14 protein-coding genes are annotated in these 15,082 nt (G+C 71.6%); 6 read left to right on the top strand and 8 right to left on the bottom strand.

What is annotated here, in order from left to right; all coding sequences use genetic code 11:
• Nucleotides 1–66 precede the first annotated feature (66 nt).
• Together ACF1AL_RS31755 and ACF1AL_RS31760 are read right to left on the bottom strand one after the other, a co-directional pair.
• Nucleotides 67–1,467 (bottom strand): NtaA/DmoA family FMN-dependent monooxygenase, encoded by a 1,401-nt coding sequence (locus ACF1AL_RS31755; RefSeq protein ID WP_384210850.1) that lies wholly within the window; start codon nucleotides 1,465–1,467, stop codon nucleotides 67–69.
• Entirely contained in the window at nucleotides 1,464–2,573 is a 1,110-nt protein-coding gene (locus ACF1AL_RS31760) for an LLM class flavin-dependent oxidoreductase (protein ID WP_391778534.1), read from the bottom strand. Before ACF1AL_RS31760 ends, ACF1AL_RS31755 begins: the two co-directional genes overlap by 4 nt.
• A 753-nt stretch (nucleotides 2,574–3,326) precedes the next feature.
• On the opposite strand from ACF1AL_RS31760, the gene ACF1AL_RS31765 reads away from it, so the two are divergent.
• The 3 genes from ACF1AL_RS31765 (at nucleotide 3,327) to ACF1AL_RS31775 (ending at nucleotide 6,060) form a co-directional block, all read left to right on the top strand.
• On the top strand, nucleotides 3,327–4,748 hold the full coding sequence (locus ACF1AL_RS31765) for an MFS transporter (protein ID WP_391778535.1): 1,422 nt from the start codon (nucleotides 3,327–3,329) through the stop codon (nucleotides 4,746–4,748).
• Between the two features lie 73 nt (nucleotides 4,749–4,821).
• On the top strand, nucleotides 4,822–5,214 hold the full coding sequence (locus ACF1AL_RS31770) for a hypothetical protein (protein WP_391778536.1): 393 nt from the start codon (nucleotides 4,822–4,824) through the stop codon (nucleotides 5,212–5,214).
• A gap of 120 nt (nucleotides 5,215–5,334) precedes the next feature.
• On the top strand, nucleotides 5,335–6,060 hold the full coding sequence (locus tag ACF1AL_RS31775; RefSeq protein WP_391778537.1) for a GNAT family N-acetyltransferase: 726 nt from the start codon (nucleotides 5,335–5,337) through the stop codon (nucleotides 6,058–6,060).
• Between the two features lie 69 nt (nucleotides 6,061–6,129).
• Here the strand turns inward: ACF1AL_RS31775 and ACF1AL_RS31780 are convergent, their stop codons facing one another.
• The gene (locus ACF1AL_RS31780; protein WP_391778538.1) at nucleotides 6,130–7,011 is read right to left on the bottom strand and encodes a helix-turn-helix transcriptional regulator; all 882 of its coding nucleotides are present in this window, start codon (nucleotides 7,009–7,011) and stop codon (nucleotides 6,130–6,132) included.
• 188 nt (nucleotides 7,012–7,199) lie between these two features.
• Between ACF1AL_RS31780 and ACF1AL_RS31785 the strand changes: the two genes are divergently transcribed.
• On the top strand, nucleotides 7,200–7,961 hold the full coding sequence (locus ACF1AL_RS31785; RefSeq protein ID WP_391778539.1) for an SDR family oxidoreductase: 762 nt from the start codon (nucleotides 7,200–7,202) through the stop codon (nucleotides 7,959–7,961).
• A gap of 58 nt (nucleotides 7,962–8,019) precedes the next feature.
• Here ACF1AL_RS31785 and ACF1AL_RS31790 read toward each other — a convergent pair whose 3' ends face one another.
• A complete protein-coding gene (locus tag ACF1AL_RS31790) occupies nucleotides 8,020–8,526 on the bottom strand; it encodes a hypothetical protein (RefSeq protein WP_391778540.1) in 507 nt (168 codons plus the stop codon).
• 341 nt (nucleotides 8,527–8,867) lie between these two features.
• Here ACF1AL_RS31790 and ACF1AL_RS31795 point away from each other — a divergent pair, with 341 nt between their 5' ends.
• Nucleotides 8,868–9,452, top strand: coding sequence for a dihydrofolate reductase family protein (locus ACF1AL_RS31795; RefSeq protein WP_391778541.1), 585 nt, complete (start codon nucleotides 8,868–8,870; stop codon nucleotides 9,450–9,452).
• Nucleotides 9,449–9,862, top strand: a complete 414-nt coding sequence (locus ACF1AL_RS31800) for a VOC family protein (RefSeq protein WP_391699171.1) — start codon at nucleotides 9,449–9,451, stop codon at nucleotides 9,860–9,862. The genes ACF1AL_RS31795 and ACF1AL_RS31800 overlap by 4 nt, the downstream gene beginning before the upstream one ends.
• A 162-nt stretch (nucleotides 9,863–10,024) precedes the next feature.
• Here the strand turns inward: ACF1AL_RS31800 and ACF1AL_RS31805 are convergent, their stop codons facing one another.
• From ACF1AL_RS31805 to ACF1AL_RS31820, 4 genes are all read right to left on the bottom strand, one after another.
• Entirely contained in the window at nucleotides 10,025–10,366 is a 342-nt protein-coding gene (locus ACF1AL_RS31805) for a VOC family protein (RefSeq protein ID WP_391778542.1), read from the bottom strand.
• 177 nt (nucleotides 10,367–10,543) lie between these two features.
• Nucleotides 10,544–12,511, bottom strand: coding sequence for an acetoacetate--CoA ligase (locus ACF1AL_RS31810; RefSeq protein ID WP_391778543.1), 1,968 nt, complete (start codon nucleotides 12,509–12,511; stop codon nucleotides 10,544–10,546).
• Nucleotides 12,508–14,094, bottom strand: coding sequence for a bifunctional 3-(3-hydroxy-phenyl)propionate/3-hydroxycinnamic acid hydroxylase (locus ACF1AL_RS31815; protein WP_391778544.1), 1,587 nt, complete (start codon nucleotides 14,092–14,094; stop codon nucleotides 12,508–12,510). Before ACF1AL_RS31815 ends, ACF1AL_RS31810 begins: the two co-directional genes overlap by 4 nt.
• Nucleotides 14,095–14,114: 20 nt before the next feature.
• On the bottom strand, nucleotides 14,115–15,053 hold the full coding sequence (locus ACF1AL_RS31820; protein ID WP_391778545.1) for a fumarylacetoacetate hydrolase family protein: 939 nt from the start codon (nucleotides 15,051–15,053) through the stop codon (nucleotides 14,115–14,117).
• Between the last annotated feature and the right edge of the window lie 29 nt (nucleotides 15,054–15,082).

A 15,082-nucleotide genomic window follows, 5' to 3' on the forward strand; every position in this document is an offset into this window, starting at 1 on the left:
CCGGTCTGCCTGTGACAGCTTCTTGTCAGTCATGTGTCCTCGCTCCTGAGGGCAGGTCCTGTCGTCTCAGCCCGCGTGGCGTCGGTCCTGCGCGGCCCGGTGGGTGAGGGGTGGGCGCAGGCCGAGGTGTTCGCGGAGGGTGGTGCCGGTGTACTCGGTCCGGTAGACCCCGCGTTCCTGGAGTTCCGGAACGAGCAGGTCGACGATCTCGTCGAGGCCGCCGGGGATGAGGTAGGGCGTGATGTTGAAGCCGTCGATCGCGCCGTGCCGTACGAAGTGGGCGAACTTGTCGGCCAGGCCCGAGGGGGTGCCGACGTGCCCGCGCTGCGGGCCGAGCGCGATGACGGTCTCCCGCAGCGACCAGCCGTGTGCCTCCGCTTTCTCCCGCCACTCGGCCACGACCGCACGCGGGTCGGCGATGCGCCGGGCGCCGAAGGAGCCGTCGTTCCCGGTGACGACCGGATCCTCCTTGGGCAGTGGCCCGTCGGCGTCGCGGTCGGACAGGTCGATGCCCCACAGGAGCCCGGCGATACCCAAGGCCGTTGCCGCAGTGACCTGTTGGAGCCGGACCCAGCGCTTCTTCTCCTGGGCCTCCTCCTCGGTGGCGCCGAGGATGATCTCGGTACCGGGCAGGATCCGCAGGTCGTCGTCGGGCCGTCCGGCCGCCCGCAGCCGGCGCCGGATGTCCTCGGCGAAGGCCAGCGCGTCGTCGAAGTCGTTGCCGTGCGCGGAGAAGATGACGTCGGCGTTGCGCGCGGCGAAGTCGCGTCCCTCACCGGAGTCGCCCGCTTGGAAGATCACGGGGTGGCCCTGGGCGCTGCGCGGCAGGGTCGGCGCAAGGTCGACGTCGAACTGCGGTCCCCGGTGGCGTACTCGGCCCACCGCACCCGGCGCGGACCATTCCCGTGAACCGGTGGAGCCGGCGATCGCTCCGTCCTTCCAGCCGTCCCACACAGCGCGGGCCACGGTGAGGAACTCCTCGGCACGACGGTAGCGGTCGGCATGGTCCAGGTAGCCACCGCGGCGGAAGTTCGCGCCGGTCCAGGCGTTGTCCGTGGTCACCACGTTCCAGCCGGCGCGGCCTTCGGAGAGCAGGTCGAGTCCGGAGAGGCGGCGGGCGAGATCGGCGGGCTCGTTGAACGTGGAGTTGGAGGTGGACACCAGGCCGATCCGGCGGGTGGTGGCGGCCAGTGCGGCGAGCTGGGTGATGGCGTCCGGCCGCCCGGCCACGTCGAGATCGTGGATCTTCCCGTCGACCTCGCGCAGCCGCAGGCCCTCGCCGAGGAAGAACGCGTCGAACAGGCCTCGTTCGGCTGTCTGTGCGACCCGCCGGAACGAGGCGGGGTCGATCTGGGAGCCGCTCTCGGGCGCGGACCAGATGGTCCAGTGGTTGACGCCCTGGAAGAACACCCCGAAGTGGAGCTGTGCGTGCGGCCGGGGAACGTCGAGGGGATCGGTGCGGGTCATCGGGCGTCCTCCTGGGTGCCGGCCACGGCAGCGGCGGCGAAGCGATTGGCGGGGCGCTCCAGGCCCAGGGCCGAGCGCAGGGACGTACCGGCAAGCGGGCGGGCGAGCAGGCGCCGCTCGGACAGGGCCGGCAGCACGAGCCGGGAGAGGACGGGCAGGTCCTCGTCGAGCACCAGGGGATGCAGCCGTACGCCGTCGACATGACGGCTCAACTCGGCCAACAGCGCGGACAGTTGCCGAGCCGAACCGACGTGCCGCAGCCGTCCCCGGTCGGGCCATGGCGTGTGCCGTTCCAGGTCGGCGACGCGTTCGGCGGCCGTGGCGTCCGGGGTGTCCAGCGCCACCTCGACCTCGGCGAAGACACGAGGCGTACCGGCGGCGGCAGCGGTCGTGGCGAGGGACGCGAGGTCGCGGCCCCCGACGAGAGCGACGTCGAGCTGTGCGGCGGGGACCCGGTCCGGCGGCCCGAGGACGACAAGCTGCCCCTGGGGCGGCCGCGGCACGATCGCCGGGCCCTTGACGTCATACGTCGCGCCGGTGAAGTCGATGTAGTGCAGCCGTTCGCGGTCGAGGTAGCGGCTGGTGGCCACGGACCGGATGACCGCGTCGTCCTCCCACGAGTCCCACAGGGCGCGGGCCACCTCCACGCCGTCCCGGGACTCCTGGGCCCGTGCGGCGGCGTCGGCGATCAGCGGCCGCCCCCAGGCGCGGGCCGCCTCGGGTCGCTCCTCCTCCGTCACCACCCACCCGGCACGACCGGCGGAGATGTGGTCCAGGGACGCCAACTGGCTCGCGACATGGAAGGGTTCGGCGTAGGTGACCGGGACGACGGGCGCGATGCCGAGCGTGCTCGTGGACGCCGCGACGAAGGCCGCCCGCTCCACCGCGCCGATGCGGCCCACCGGATCCGGTGCGGTGCCGGGCGGCAGCACGCCGTCCTCCAGGGTGACCAGGGTGAACCCGGCGTTCTCGGCGATGGCGGCAACCTGCGCCACGCGGCGCGGGGTGAGCAACTGATCGGGGGAGTGGGCGGCGCGGCGCCAGGCCGCGGGGTGGGCGCCGTCGCCGTCGATCTCGACGGCGAGGTGCAGGGCAGGGCTGGTCAAGGGGGTTCCTTCCGGGAAACACGAGGACTCGCGTCGCACCAGGCGGCGACGACGCGTCGCACCAGGCAACGACGACGCGACACACCAAGCGACGACGAGACGGCCGGCGGGACGGCCGGCAGGGATCAGGCGAGTACGGAAGGACAGACGGCGGAGGACGTACGGCAGTAGTCGACATGCCGCCGGGTGATCAGCCGTGCACCGGTGCACGCACCGCGCGGTGCCGCGCCCCGTACACGCATCCCAGCCTCCACCCGTCAGGAACTTTCCCGTTCAACGTACGTCGCCCGCCCCTGCGAGTGTCAAGGCCGCACTCGGCGAGGGGCATTCGTCCGCCGGGACGCATGGTGGACGCGTTCTTCCGGTTGTGCTTTGATCCGGCCATGGACATCACTGGCCCGGCACGCACGGTGCTGCTCGACCCGTTCTGGGTGAGCCGCCGCGCCGACCAGTTCGACCAGGTCTGTTGCTGATCGCCGTTTCCCACGGCTCGCGATCCTGCTCTTCTTTCTCCGTCTGCAGCCTCTCTCTCGCCTCAACCGCGTGGGTCTGAGGCGTAGTTGTGCGAGGCGTGCGTCCGCCCTGCCGTGAAGGACCCCCATGTCCCAGCCCGCAGCCCTGCCTGGCATCGACGTCTGCCACTCTCGCGCCCCGGAGGCAGACCGTGCCGCCTTCCGACGGCCGTGGCCGTTCCGGCAGGCGTAGATGCTCCCGGGAGAAGACCGCGCGGCACGACGGGTGCTGCTGGTGTGCATGGCCGCAGGTGCCACGACCCTGCTGGACCAGGCGGTTTTGAACATCGCGGTCCCGAGCATGCGCCAGTCCCTCGGAGCCACCGGGGCGGACGTCCAGTGGATCGTGGCCGGGTACTCGCTGGCCTTCGGGCTTTCCCTCGTCCCCGGCGGCAGTTTCGGTGATCTGCACGGGCGCAAGCATCTCTTCCTGGCCGGGATGGCCCTGTTCCTCCTGGCCGGGGTGACGGCCGCGACCGGAGGAGGACCTGGGACCTTGATCGGTGCCCGGCTGGTGCAGGGCGCCGCCGCCGGGCTCGTCAACGCGCAGGTGATCGGCACCGTCCAGGACGTCTTCCGCGGCCAGGCCCGCGGACGGGCCCTGGGTCTGTACGCGGTCACCGGCGGCGTGGCCACGGCCCTCGGCCCGCCCCTCGGCGGTGCGCTCGTCGCCGGGCTCGGCCCCGTGGCGGGCTGGCGGTGCTGCCTGTTGCTGAGCTCGCCGTGCGCGGTGGTCACCCTGGCTCTGGCTGTCCGATGGCTGCCCCCGCCCCGGCGCACCGCGCGCGGCGCCCGCCCGGACGTCCTCGGCCTCGTCCTGCTGTGCGCCTGCACGCTGGCGCTGATGATGCCCTTCATCCGCACCCCGGACAGCGGGGGAGAGGCACTCCTGTGGGGAACCGCGGTGTGCGCGCCGGCAGCGGTCTTCGCCGTGCACCAACGGCTGCGGGTGCGACGGGGGCGTCAGCCACTGGTGCATCCGGCTCTGCGTGCGTCGAAGCCGTACCTGCTGGGCACGGCCGTCGCCATGGCCCAGTTCGGCTCCTCGCTGGCCGCGTTCCTCGTGTGCACCGTCTTCCTGCAGGACGGGCTCGGCCTGTCCGCTCTGCTCACGGCGGCTGTCACCCTCCCGGGTGCGGTCGGGATGGGCATCTCCTCCGCCCTCGCCTGGCGGCTGGTGCAGCGCATCGGAGAGCGCACCGTGACCGTCGGCCTGACGCTGGGCGTCGGTGCCGCACTGACGGCGGCGGCGGTCGCCCTCCGCATGCCGACGGCGGTGCTGCCCATGGCCCTGGCGGGAACGCAGCTGATGTCCGGCGTCGCCGGAGGGCTCACCGTCTCACCCAACCAGACCCAGGTGCTCCAGCACGCCCCGGCGGAGGCCGCGGGCGTGGGCGGCGGGATCCTGCAGATGGCCCAGCGCATCGCGGCGGCCGTCTGCCTCAGCGCCGTCCCCGCGGTGTATCTGCACGCCGCCGCCGGCCCCCCGGGAGGCAGCCACCCCCGGGCCGGATATGCCCTGGCCTGCTGCGTCTGCGCGGGCCTGCTCGTCGTGGCCCTGATCCTGTCCCTGCTGCGGCGGGCCGTCACACCGCCCCGCCCGTCGGCATGCGCGCCGACCACTCCCACCGCCGTGGCCCCCCGCGCCAAGGAGACGACCTGACCACCCGCGGCAGCCGGCACGGATGCCACGCCGGCCGGCCCCTCACCTCTTCACCGAAACCCAAGGAGAACACGTGAGCACGACCAGAACCCGCCCCGCCCTCGTCGTCCTCGGCGCGGCAGCGCTGCTGACCGCCTCCGTCGCGGTTCCGCAGGCCTCCGCGGCCACCCGTACGCCCACAGCCCTCACCTGGTACGACGCCACAGCCGAGACGGTCGCCACGGCCGGGGCGGCCACCCAGATCACCAACAGCCGTACCTGGGCCATCAGTTGGCTCGCGGCCGCCCGGGCTGCGGGGAGCGTCCCCGCGGGTGTCGACCGCGGGACGTACCAGGAGGCGGCGCTCGCCGGGGCCGTGCACCGCGCGCTGCTGACGCTGGCCCCGAGCCGGACGGAGCAGCTCGACGCCAAGTTCAAGGAGACCCTCGGACCACGGGACGCTACGCCGACCCCGCGCGTGAGGTGAGCCGGCCGGGCCCGCCGCCCGACAGCTCATGACCAGCCGTGCCAGGGACTCCACCGCCGCCCCGCGACGGATCCCCGGCGCATCGAGCACCCCGAGTCGCACCCTGGAGACCGCCCCGCCATGCCCGTCAGCACCGTCGACGCCAGTTCGGCTCGCATCTTGGACAACCCCGCCTGGGCCGCGCTCACCGGCCCCCACACCCACTTCGCCGAACGCATCGGCCACGCCGCCCGCTATCACCCGGACGTGGCTCCCTTCCATGCCGTCTCCGACGGGGACGACCCACGCGCCTGGGCGGACCTCGCCGCGCTCGTCGGCCCCGGCGGCGCCGCCTCGGTGCGCGGCGTCACCAAGGCGCCACAGGGCTGGGAGGTCGTCCGCACCGGACACGGCGTCCAGCTCGTGGACACCGCCCTGCGCGCCGAGCCCGACCCCGAGGCCGTACGGCTCGGCCCCGACGACGTGCCCGACATCCTCGACCTGGTCGCCCGCACCGAACCCGGCCCCTTCCTGCCCCGCACCGTGGAGATGGGCACCTACCTGGGCATCCGGCACCGCGGCCGCCTGATCGCCCTGGCCGGCGAACGCCTGCGTCCCCCCGGCTGGACGGAGATCAGCGCCGTGTGCACCGACCCGGCCCATCGCGGTCGGGGTCTGGCCACGCGCCTGGTCCGCGCCGTCGCCGCCGGCATCAAGGAACGCGGCGAGAGGCCCTTTCTGCACGCCCGCGCCGACAACGCGACCGCGATCCGGCTGTACCAGTCGATCGGCTTCACGCTGCGCCGCCGTACGGTCTTCTCACTGGTACGGCTGACCGAAGCCGCCGTACTGGAAGAAACGGCATGACCGTGCCGCCGACGAGGAACGATCCGGTCCCGGTCCGCACCGTCGGACGACACCGGGCCGGCGTGTTCGTCAGGGTGCCTTCCTGAGCGGGTCGTCCGCCGGTCTGTCGTGAGCTGTGCCGGCCGACTCGGCGGACCCGGTGCGGGAGAGTGCGGCAAGGAGCTGCAGCTTCTCGTCGCTGTCGCTGCCCTTGTCGGGGTAGTAGACGACGAGGATGACGTCGTCGATGGGGAGTTTGTCCCGGTGGAGGCGCAGTTCACCGACGACGGGGTGGTGGACCGTGGTCGTGCCTCCGTCGAGGCTGCGGACGTCGTGACGGGCCCACAGGGTACGGAATCGCTCGCTGGACAGCGCGAGTTCGCCGACGAGTTCGACGAACCGGGGGTCGTCGGTGTCGTCCCCGATGGTGGTGCGCAGGGCGGCGACGAAATCGGCCGTGGCTTTCGTCCAGTCCTGGTGGAAGGCTTGTTCCTCGGGATCGAGGAGGAGGGAGCGAAGCCGGTTCTGGCCGGGTCGCAGACGGGGGGAGAGCGCGACCGCCATGGGGTTGGAGGCCAGCACGTCGAACGCGCGCCCTTCGACGAACGCGGGGATCTGAAGGTGGGCGAGCAATTCGTGCACCCGCTCGGGTACGCGCTCGGGTCGCTTGCGGCGCGGCGCCCTGGGGCGTGCCGCCGCAAGGCCGAGCAGATACGTTCGCTCGACGTCGTCGAGCTGCAGGACGCGCGCAAGGGATTCGAGGACCTGCGGTGAGGGGTTCTTGTCACGACCGCGTTCCAGACGCAGGTAGTAGTCGGGACTGATGCCGGCGAGCAGGGCGACTTCCTCACGGCGCAGGCCGGGGACCCGACGCCTGCCACCGGACGGGAGCCCCGCCTGCGCCGGGGAGACCAGCTCACGCCGGGCACGCAGGTAGCTGCCGAGCCGGTTGTCGGAATCCTCATCCTTCATACCGACACCGTAATGCGGTGCGTACGTCTCAGAGGGGGCCCTGTCAGGACCAGGGAAAAGGAGGGCCCTGCCCCTCCCGGCGAAGGCCGTCAAGACTGTGAGAGCACGGTTTCGAAAGAGATAGGGAACGTCACTGTCCCGCTCCGGCTCGCAGGTCGACGGCTCCCTGGACTGAAGGGAAAGATTCCATGGACCTCTCCAACCGCACCGTTCTCATCGTCGGCGGAACCTCGGGTATCGGGCGGGAGCTGGCCCGGCGGTTCGCCGAGGCGGGCAGCACCGTGGTCGTCGGCGGCCGCAACCGCGAGGCACTCTCGGAGCTCTCCGGGGAAGCCTTCGGCACGGTCAGCATCGATGTCACCGACAGTGACTCCGTTGCCTCCGCGCGTGATCACGTGCTCGCCCGCTACCCCGAGCTGGACACGGTGGTGACGATGTCGGGCGTCATGCTCATGGAGGACCTGCGCGACCCGGCCCACTTCGAGGCGACGAGGACGACGATCGACACCAACCTGCTCGGCACGATCCGGGTCATCGACGCGTTCACCCCGCACCTGGTCCGTCAGGGTGCCGGCACCTTCGTCACCGTCACCTCCGGCATCGCCTTCCTGCCGTTCCCGCCCATGCCGAGCTACGCGGCGTCGAAGGCCGCGGTACACGCCTACTCCGAGGCGCTGCGCGCGCAGCTCGACGGCACCGGTGTCGACGTCGTCGAGCTCGTGCCCCCGGCTGTCGCCACAGCGGGCCAGGAGAAGGTGAACCCGCACGCTCTGCCGCTCGACGACTTCGCCACCGAGGTCATGCACCTGCTGGCGGAGAACCCCACCCCGCGCGAAATCCTCGTGAAGGGCGTCCTCGGACACCGCTGGGCCGAGCGCGACGGCACGTACGACGAGCTCGTCGCCAAGCGCTCCCAGGCCCTGGCCATGCTCCCCACCCGCCAGAGCTGAGCCGGCCATCGGGACCGGCGACCAACCCTGCCCCCGAACGCAGTCGCCCGTTCGACAATCAAAGGCCGTCGGCTGGTCGTCCCTGGTGCCAGGCGTAGACACGGACGGGGTCGAGGTGGAGCTCGTTGGGGCCCATGCAGTCGGCGGCCCATGTGGCCAGGCGAGAGCCGCAGGAGCAGGCCAGATTGGGGCCGTGCGCGCCGGTGGGGCCGCAACACCCGAGCCAGTTGTCTCCATGTGTGAAGGGTTCGAGGCGTGGCAGGACATCATCGGGATGGACGACAATGCTGTTACGCCATCCGGCGGACACCGTGGCCCCGGTGTCGGCTCGCAGCAGCTCGCGTCCACTGCTGCGAGTGCGGCGGCGGGACGCAGGGGCGGCGACGAACGGGGCGCCCCACGGTGTGGGGTCGATGGCGTAGCGCCCGCGGGGGACGGTGGAGCGAGCCCGACCGGTCTTCTCGTCCCGGCCCTGGTCCAGGTCATCGACGTCGGGAACCGCCGGCAGCCCCACCAGGTCCCCGGTGAGGTCCGTTCCGCACTTGGCGCAGTAGAAGACGGTCACACGTCGGGTTCTACCGTGCGCCAGGCCGGACCGTCACGCGGATTGGCTGATTGCCAGAGATGGCTCTCGCCCTACGGGCCGCCGGTCGCCGGCCGGGCGGTGCGTCCGCGGGGCCTTGCGGTTTCGAACCGGATGCCTCGTCGAATGCTCCGAGTCCTACGCGGTCTGAACGACTGAATGACCCACGGATCAGTGGCTTTGCAGCGCGGCAGGGGAGCGAGGCCGGCGCGTCGGGCCGATGAGTTTGCCGGTTGCCTGAAGTCTCTCCTTGTGACGGCCGGCCCGTCGGCGGATTCGGAGACGTCGGATGCCGGTGTCGTGAGGAGACAGCGGAGGCCAGGATGAACAATCCGATTCGGCTGTACATGTCGATGTCGCTCGACGGCTGTATCGCCGGCCCGGACGACCGGCCGGGACAGGAACTCGGACGCGACGGTGGACGGCTTCTGAACTGGCTCGACCACCGGGAGTCCGACGGCCCGAGCGGTCAGGTCTACCGCGAAGCGCTGGCGACCGGCGCGGTGATCTCCGGCCGTCGGACCTTCGAACTCGCCCGGCGCTGGCAGGGCGATCACCACGACGGTGTGCCGATCTTCGTCCTCACCCACCATGTCGATGCCAAGGACGTGCCACCCGGCCACGCGCGTTTCGTCACCGATGTCGAGGACTGCGCCCGTCAGGCTCGCGCGGCCGCGGGGGACCGGCCTGTCATGCTCCATGGGGCGGGGGCGGCCCAAGCACTGCTCCGAGTCGGGCAGGTGGACGAGATGGAGATCCACCTGGTTCCGGTTCTCCTCGGGGACGGTCGACGGCTGTTCGACCACCTGGGCAGCGATCACATCGAACTCGACCTCGTCCGACGTCTCGAGGGCCGAGGCGTCACGCATCTCCGCTACCGGGTGCACCGACCCGAGGAAGCCGCATGAAGACGCTCTTCGTCTCCTACCGCGTCACCGAACTGGACCGCTCGCTCGTTTTCTACACTGCCCTGGGCTACGCCGAACTGGGCAGGGTCGAGGCCGGCGACGGGACTCGCCTCGTGATCCTGAAATTCCCCGAGGAACCGGCCGCCTCGCTCGAACTGGTCCACCGGCCCGGCGACGGACCGGTCGACGTGGGCAGTGGTTTCGACCACCTCGCGATCCAGGTGGAAGAGCTCGCCACCACCCTGAAGACGCTGACCGCAGCCGGTCTGAAGCCCGAGCCCCTCCAATACCCGGGCGGTGCACACGGCCCGAAGACGTCGTGGCTCACGGACCCGGACGGTTACCGGATCGAGTTGGTGGAGTGGCCGTCCGGACATCCCGACGGCATCACCGCGGCAGACTTCGCCTGAGGCGGCCACGGACCGCGGAGAGATGGGGAACCGGACATGGCGCATGGGAGCCGCGCCGTCGACGGGGGGAGCGGCTCCCGGAGAGATGGACCAGGACAGCCCCGCGGCCCGTGCTGGTCGCAGCCGTCGACGAGTGATTGTGACCAGCACGGTGGAGGCTCCTCAGTGGACGCAGAACTCGTTGCCCGCCGGATCCTGCAGCACGGTCCAGGTGAGGCCCGGAACACTGTGTTCGCCCACGACGCTCGCCCCCAGACCGACCAACCGCTCGACCTCGCCCGCCATGCCTCTGCCGGGCGCGGCGGCGAAGTCGACGTGGACACGGTTCTTGACCCGCCGCTCTTCCGCCACACGCTGGAAGCCCAGTGCCACAGGCTGCGCCCTGACGATGACGAAGTCGCCGTGGTCCTGGGCAATTTCGCCCTCCAACGCGGTAGCCCACCACCGGGCCAGCTCCTGCGGTTCCGCGCAGTCCATCGTGATCATCACTGCTGTCAGACTCATGATCGCCACCCTAGCCACGACCACTGACAATCATCAGAGCCAGCCGTCCGCAGCACCGCAGCCGACGACCGTCGAACATCGATGTCGACGCACTCGGGTGGCTGTGACCAGCAGTTTCACATCGATGCCGGCGCAGGCCGGCGACACGGTGCCTGCGCCCGGCGCCCCGCCCGGCCGTCAGGTCGACCGGCCCCGGCGTTCGACGCCGAGGCGGGCATAGTGGTTGATGAGGTCGGGGGAGTCCACGGCTGCGGGGTTGACGACCTGATCGGCCGGGACGCCCTGGAGGAGCCGTTTGACGGGGACTTCGAGCTTCTTGCCGGTGCGGGTGTGCGGGATGCCCGGCACTTCGATGATCTCGTCGGGGACGTGGCGGGGTGAGGCCCCGGCCCTGATCGCTTCCTTGATCTTCTCGCGGAGCGGGCCGTCCAGGTTCACCCCGGCGGCGAGGACCACGAACAGCGGCATCCAGTAGCCGCCGTCGGGCTCCTCCGCGCCGATGACCAGGGCCTCGGTGATCTCGGGAAGGCGTTCGACGACGTCGTGGACATCGGCGCTTCCCAGGCGTACGCCGTTGCGGTTCAAGGTGCTGTCGGAGCGGCCGTGGACGATCACCGAGCCGTGGCCCGTGACCGTGATCCAGTCGCCGTGCCGCCACACGCCCGGGTAGGTGGAGAAGTAGGCGTCGCGGTAGCGAGTGCCGTCGGGGTCGTTCCAGAAACGCAGCGGCATCGACGGCATCGGGCGGGTGACGACCAGCTCACCCACCTGGTCCACCACAGGGAAGCCCTCGACGTCGTACGCGGCCAGAGCCACGCCCAGGTGGGGTGCCGACAATTCCCCTGCCCAGATCGGGGTGTTGGGCGCACTGCCCGCGACGCCGGACACGACGTCCGTGCCGCCGCTGATCGACGCCAGCAGCACGCCGTCGCCGACGTGATCGCGGACCCAGGGGTAGGCGGAGGCCGGCAGGGCGGAGCCGGTGCAGCCGATCACCCGGATCGCCGAAAGGTCGTGGACGGCAGGTTCGATGCCGAACTTGGCCATGCCGAGCAGGTATTGGGGGCTGGTGCCGAAGACGGTCACCCGGTGGCGGGCCGCCAGCTCCCACAGGACGTCGGGCGTGGTCAGGGGCGCCGGGCTGCCGTCGTAGGTGCAGGTGGTGGCGCCGGTCAGGAGGGCGGAGGCGACCAGGTTCCACATCATCCAGTGGGTGGTGGTGTACCACAGCAGGCGGTCGCCGGGGCCGAGGTCGGAGTGCAGGCCGAGGGTCTTCAGGTGCTCCAGCAGGACGCCGCCGTGCCCGTGGACGATGCCCTTGGGCAGGCCGGTGGTGCCCGAGGAGAAAACGACCCACAGGGGGTGGTCGAACGGAACCGGGGTGCAGGTGAGCTCCTCGGTGCGGGTGGCTGCGTCCTCCCACGGCACCGTCACGGACGGGTATGCCTGAGACGCGAACGGCAGGCCCAGGTGGTCCACCAGGAGTGTGGCCTTCAACGTCGGCAGCGCGCCGGCGAGTTCGAGGGTGGCGTCGCGGCGGTCGTGGCGGGTGTGGTCGAAGAGGTAGCCGTCGGCTGCGACCAGAACGGTGGGTTCGAGCTGGGCGAAGCGGTCGGCGGCGGCCTTGGGGGCGTAGTCCTGTCCGCAGACGGACCACACGGCGCCCAGGCTCGCGGCGGCGAGGAACGCGACGATCGCGTGCGGGGTGTTGGGCAGGTAGCCGACGACCCGGTCGCCCTGGCCGACGCCCAGGTCGCGCAGGGTTGCGGCGACGGAGGCGACCTGGGCGCGCAGGCCTTTCGCGGTCACCTCGTAGTGGGAGCCGGTCTCGTCGAGGGCGATGACCGCAACGGCGTCATCGGCGAGGGTGCGCAGGGCGTGGTGGGCGTAGTTGAGGGTGGCTCCGGGGAACCAGCGGGCGCCCGGCATCCTCTCCTCGGCCAGCACCCGTTCGAACGGCGTGTCCGCGTCGATGTCGAAGTACTCCCACACCGCGCCCCAGAAGCCCTCCAGGTCGGTGACCGACCAGCGGTGCAGAGCGGCGTAGTCACTGCCGGCCATCCCGACGTGACGGGCGAAGTCCATGATGCGGCTGTCCGCAACGGCCTGCGGATCGGGTGTCGTGAAGGGCTCGGGCACGGTCATCGGGTGGCGCTCCTCGGCAGGCTGCTCTCGATGGTCCGTCGGGGTGGGTGGGGGCTGCGCGTGGTGGTGTGCAGAAGGGCCGCCCAGGCGGCGGTGTCGGTGAAGTCCGCGCCGCCGGCCGGGACGACGTCCATGACGACGCGGTCGGGGCGCAGCAGGACGGCGTGGGCCCGGCCGGCGCGCAGCCAGGCGGCGAGCGTGCCGTCGTCGCCGACGCCGGCCACGGGGATCGCCGGGGCGCCGAGCGCGTGGGCGAGGGCGTTCAGCGAGGGCGCGGGTTCGGTGGCGGTCAGGATGGTGAACCCGTCGCCGAGCAGCTCGTCGAGGCGGGAGCGCCGTCCGTCGGCGGTGATCCACGGTTGCGGGCAGTGGGTGCCCACCAGGCCCCTGCGCATGCCCCGCCGAACGAGCGGCCCGGGGGTCAGGGGCGGGCTGAGGCCGCGGCCGGCCGCCGCGGTCAGGCCGGGGATGCGGCAGGCCGCGGCCAGGAGTCTGCGGCGCAGTGCGGCGGCGCTGTCCTGACCGCCGGTCATGGCCCAGCCCGTGGCGACCGCGAGCTTGATCACATGCCGGGCGTGCGGCTTTCGTTCGCTCTCGTAGGTGTCCAGCAGCCGCTCGTCACCGCCCTGCTGGAGGACGCGGGCGAGTTTCCACGTGAGGTTGTAGGCGTCCCGCAGACCTGCACACAGTCCCTGCCCGATGAACGGCGGGGTGAGGTGGGCGGCGTCACCGAGAAGGAAGACCCGTCCGCTGCGCCACCGGTCGGCGACGCGAGCCCGGAAGGTGTACTGCGCCTCGCGGACGATCTCGAAGTCCCCGTCGTACGACGGCGGCAGCCACGGGGCGATCAGCCGGCGGACCGGTTCCCCGGCGTCCCCGAGCCGGAACTCCCAGCGGTAGCGGTCCTCACCGACGCGCATGAAGGTCGCCGGGCGGTGCGGGTCGCAGATCTGGTCGACGCCCTCCCAGCAGCGGACGTGGGCCTTCGTGCGGACGTCGACGACGGTCCAGCCCTCCTCGAAGCGCAGATCCTCCCACACGGCACCGATGGCGTCGCGGGTCAGGCTGTTGGCGCCGTCGCAGCCGAGGACCGCGTCGGCCCGCAGCAGGTGTTCGCCCTCGTCGTCGCGGTAGGTGACGTGGACCGGTCCGTCGGCATGCTGCTCGACCGCCGTCACCTTCACCCCGCCCCGCAGTTCACACTCCGGGTGCCGGGCGAGGGCGTCGCGCAGCAGCCGCTCCAGCTCGGGCTGGTCGAACATGCTGGTCTGCGGGTAGCCGTGGTGGCCGTGCCCAGAGCGGCGGAACTCGGCCATCACCCGGTGCCGGGCGTCCAGCAGCCGCAGTCCGCCTGCCGGGCGGGCGATCGCGGCGAACTCCTCACCGACGCCGGCGGCCTGGAGGATCCTGCGGACCTCGTCGTCGGTGGCGACGGCACGCGGGAGGGGGTAGACGTCGCGGTGGCGTTCCAGGACGAGGGTGCGGACTTTGCGCCGGGCCAGCAGGAGGGCGGCGGTCACGCCCACCGGTCCGGCGCCGATGATCACCACGGGTGCGTCCGCCCCGTTGCGTTCGACGGTCATGTGCGGCTCACCTCGGGTCTTCAAGGGGCGTCCGTGACGGGGGTGCGCTGCTCGCCCAGGTCGATCCGGCCGTCCGGGGTGGTGATGGCCGCGGTGACGACATCGCCCTGGCGCAGGTAATGGGGGTTCTTGGCCTGGGCCTTGAAGAACGCCCTCCACTTCACGGCGGGCGGCAGCAGCGCGCCGATCTTCTCCACCGGCTTGGGCGGGGCCTTCAACGCCGTGCCGCCGGGGGTGCCGGTCAGCAGCAGGTCGCCGGGGTCGAGGCGCTGAAAACGGGCCAGCAGGGTCAGCGCCTGCGCCGGGCGGACGATCATGTCGGCGAGGGTGCGGTCCTGGCGCAGCTCACCGTTGACCGACAACCGCAGCCGCAGGTCCGGAAGATGGGCGAAGTCCTCCGGCTCCAGCAGGGAGAGGCAGGGGCCGGTCGGCGTGAAGGTGGGGTAGGACTTGCTCTCGTAGAACTGCGTCTTGGTCAGCTGGACATCGCGGGCGCTGACGTCGTTGGTGATCACCAGCCCGGCGACGTACGACGGCAGGTCCCGCTCCTCGACCACGGTGCCGACGGGCAGGGGCGCGCCCATGACGAGCCCGAGTTCGATCTCGTAGTCGAGGAACTTCACGTGGGAGGGCCGGACGACGGCGTCGCACGGTCCGCTGACCGAGCCGGACGCCTTCCGGAAGAAGGTGGGCGGGATGTCGCCGCTGAAGCCCGAATCGCGGGCGTGGCTGCGGTAGTTGACCATCTGGGCGACCACCCGGCAGGGGGTGGTGACCGGCGAGAGGGGGACCAGGTCGGCAACAAGCGTGCCCGTGTCGGCCGACAGGGCCGCCTCCCGGACGGCGGCCCGGTCGACGATCAGCTCGGCGGTGGTGACCGCCTTGGTGTCGACGGGGAGGGCCCGGTCGCCGCGGACGACCCACCAGCCGTCGGCGGTGCGCAGAACGTTGGTGCTCATGGTGAGTGCCTTTGTGAGGATCGGGGGTT

The sequence above is a fragment of the Streptomyces sp. NPDC014801 genome (assembly GCF_043082085.1).
Lineage (GTDB): Bacteria > Actinomycetota > Actinomycetes > Streptomycetales > Streptomycetaceae > Streptomyces.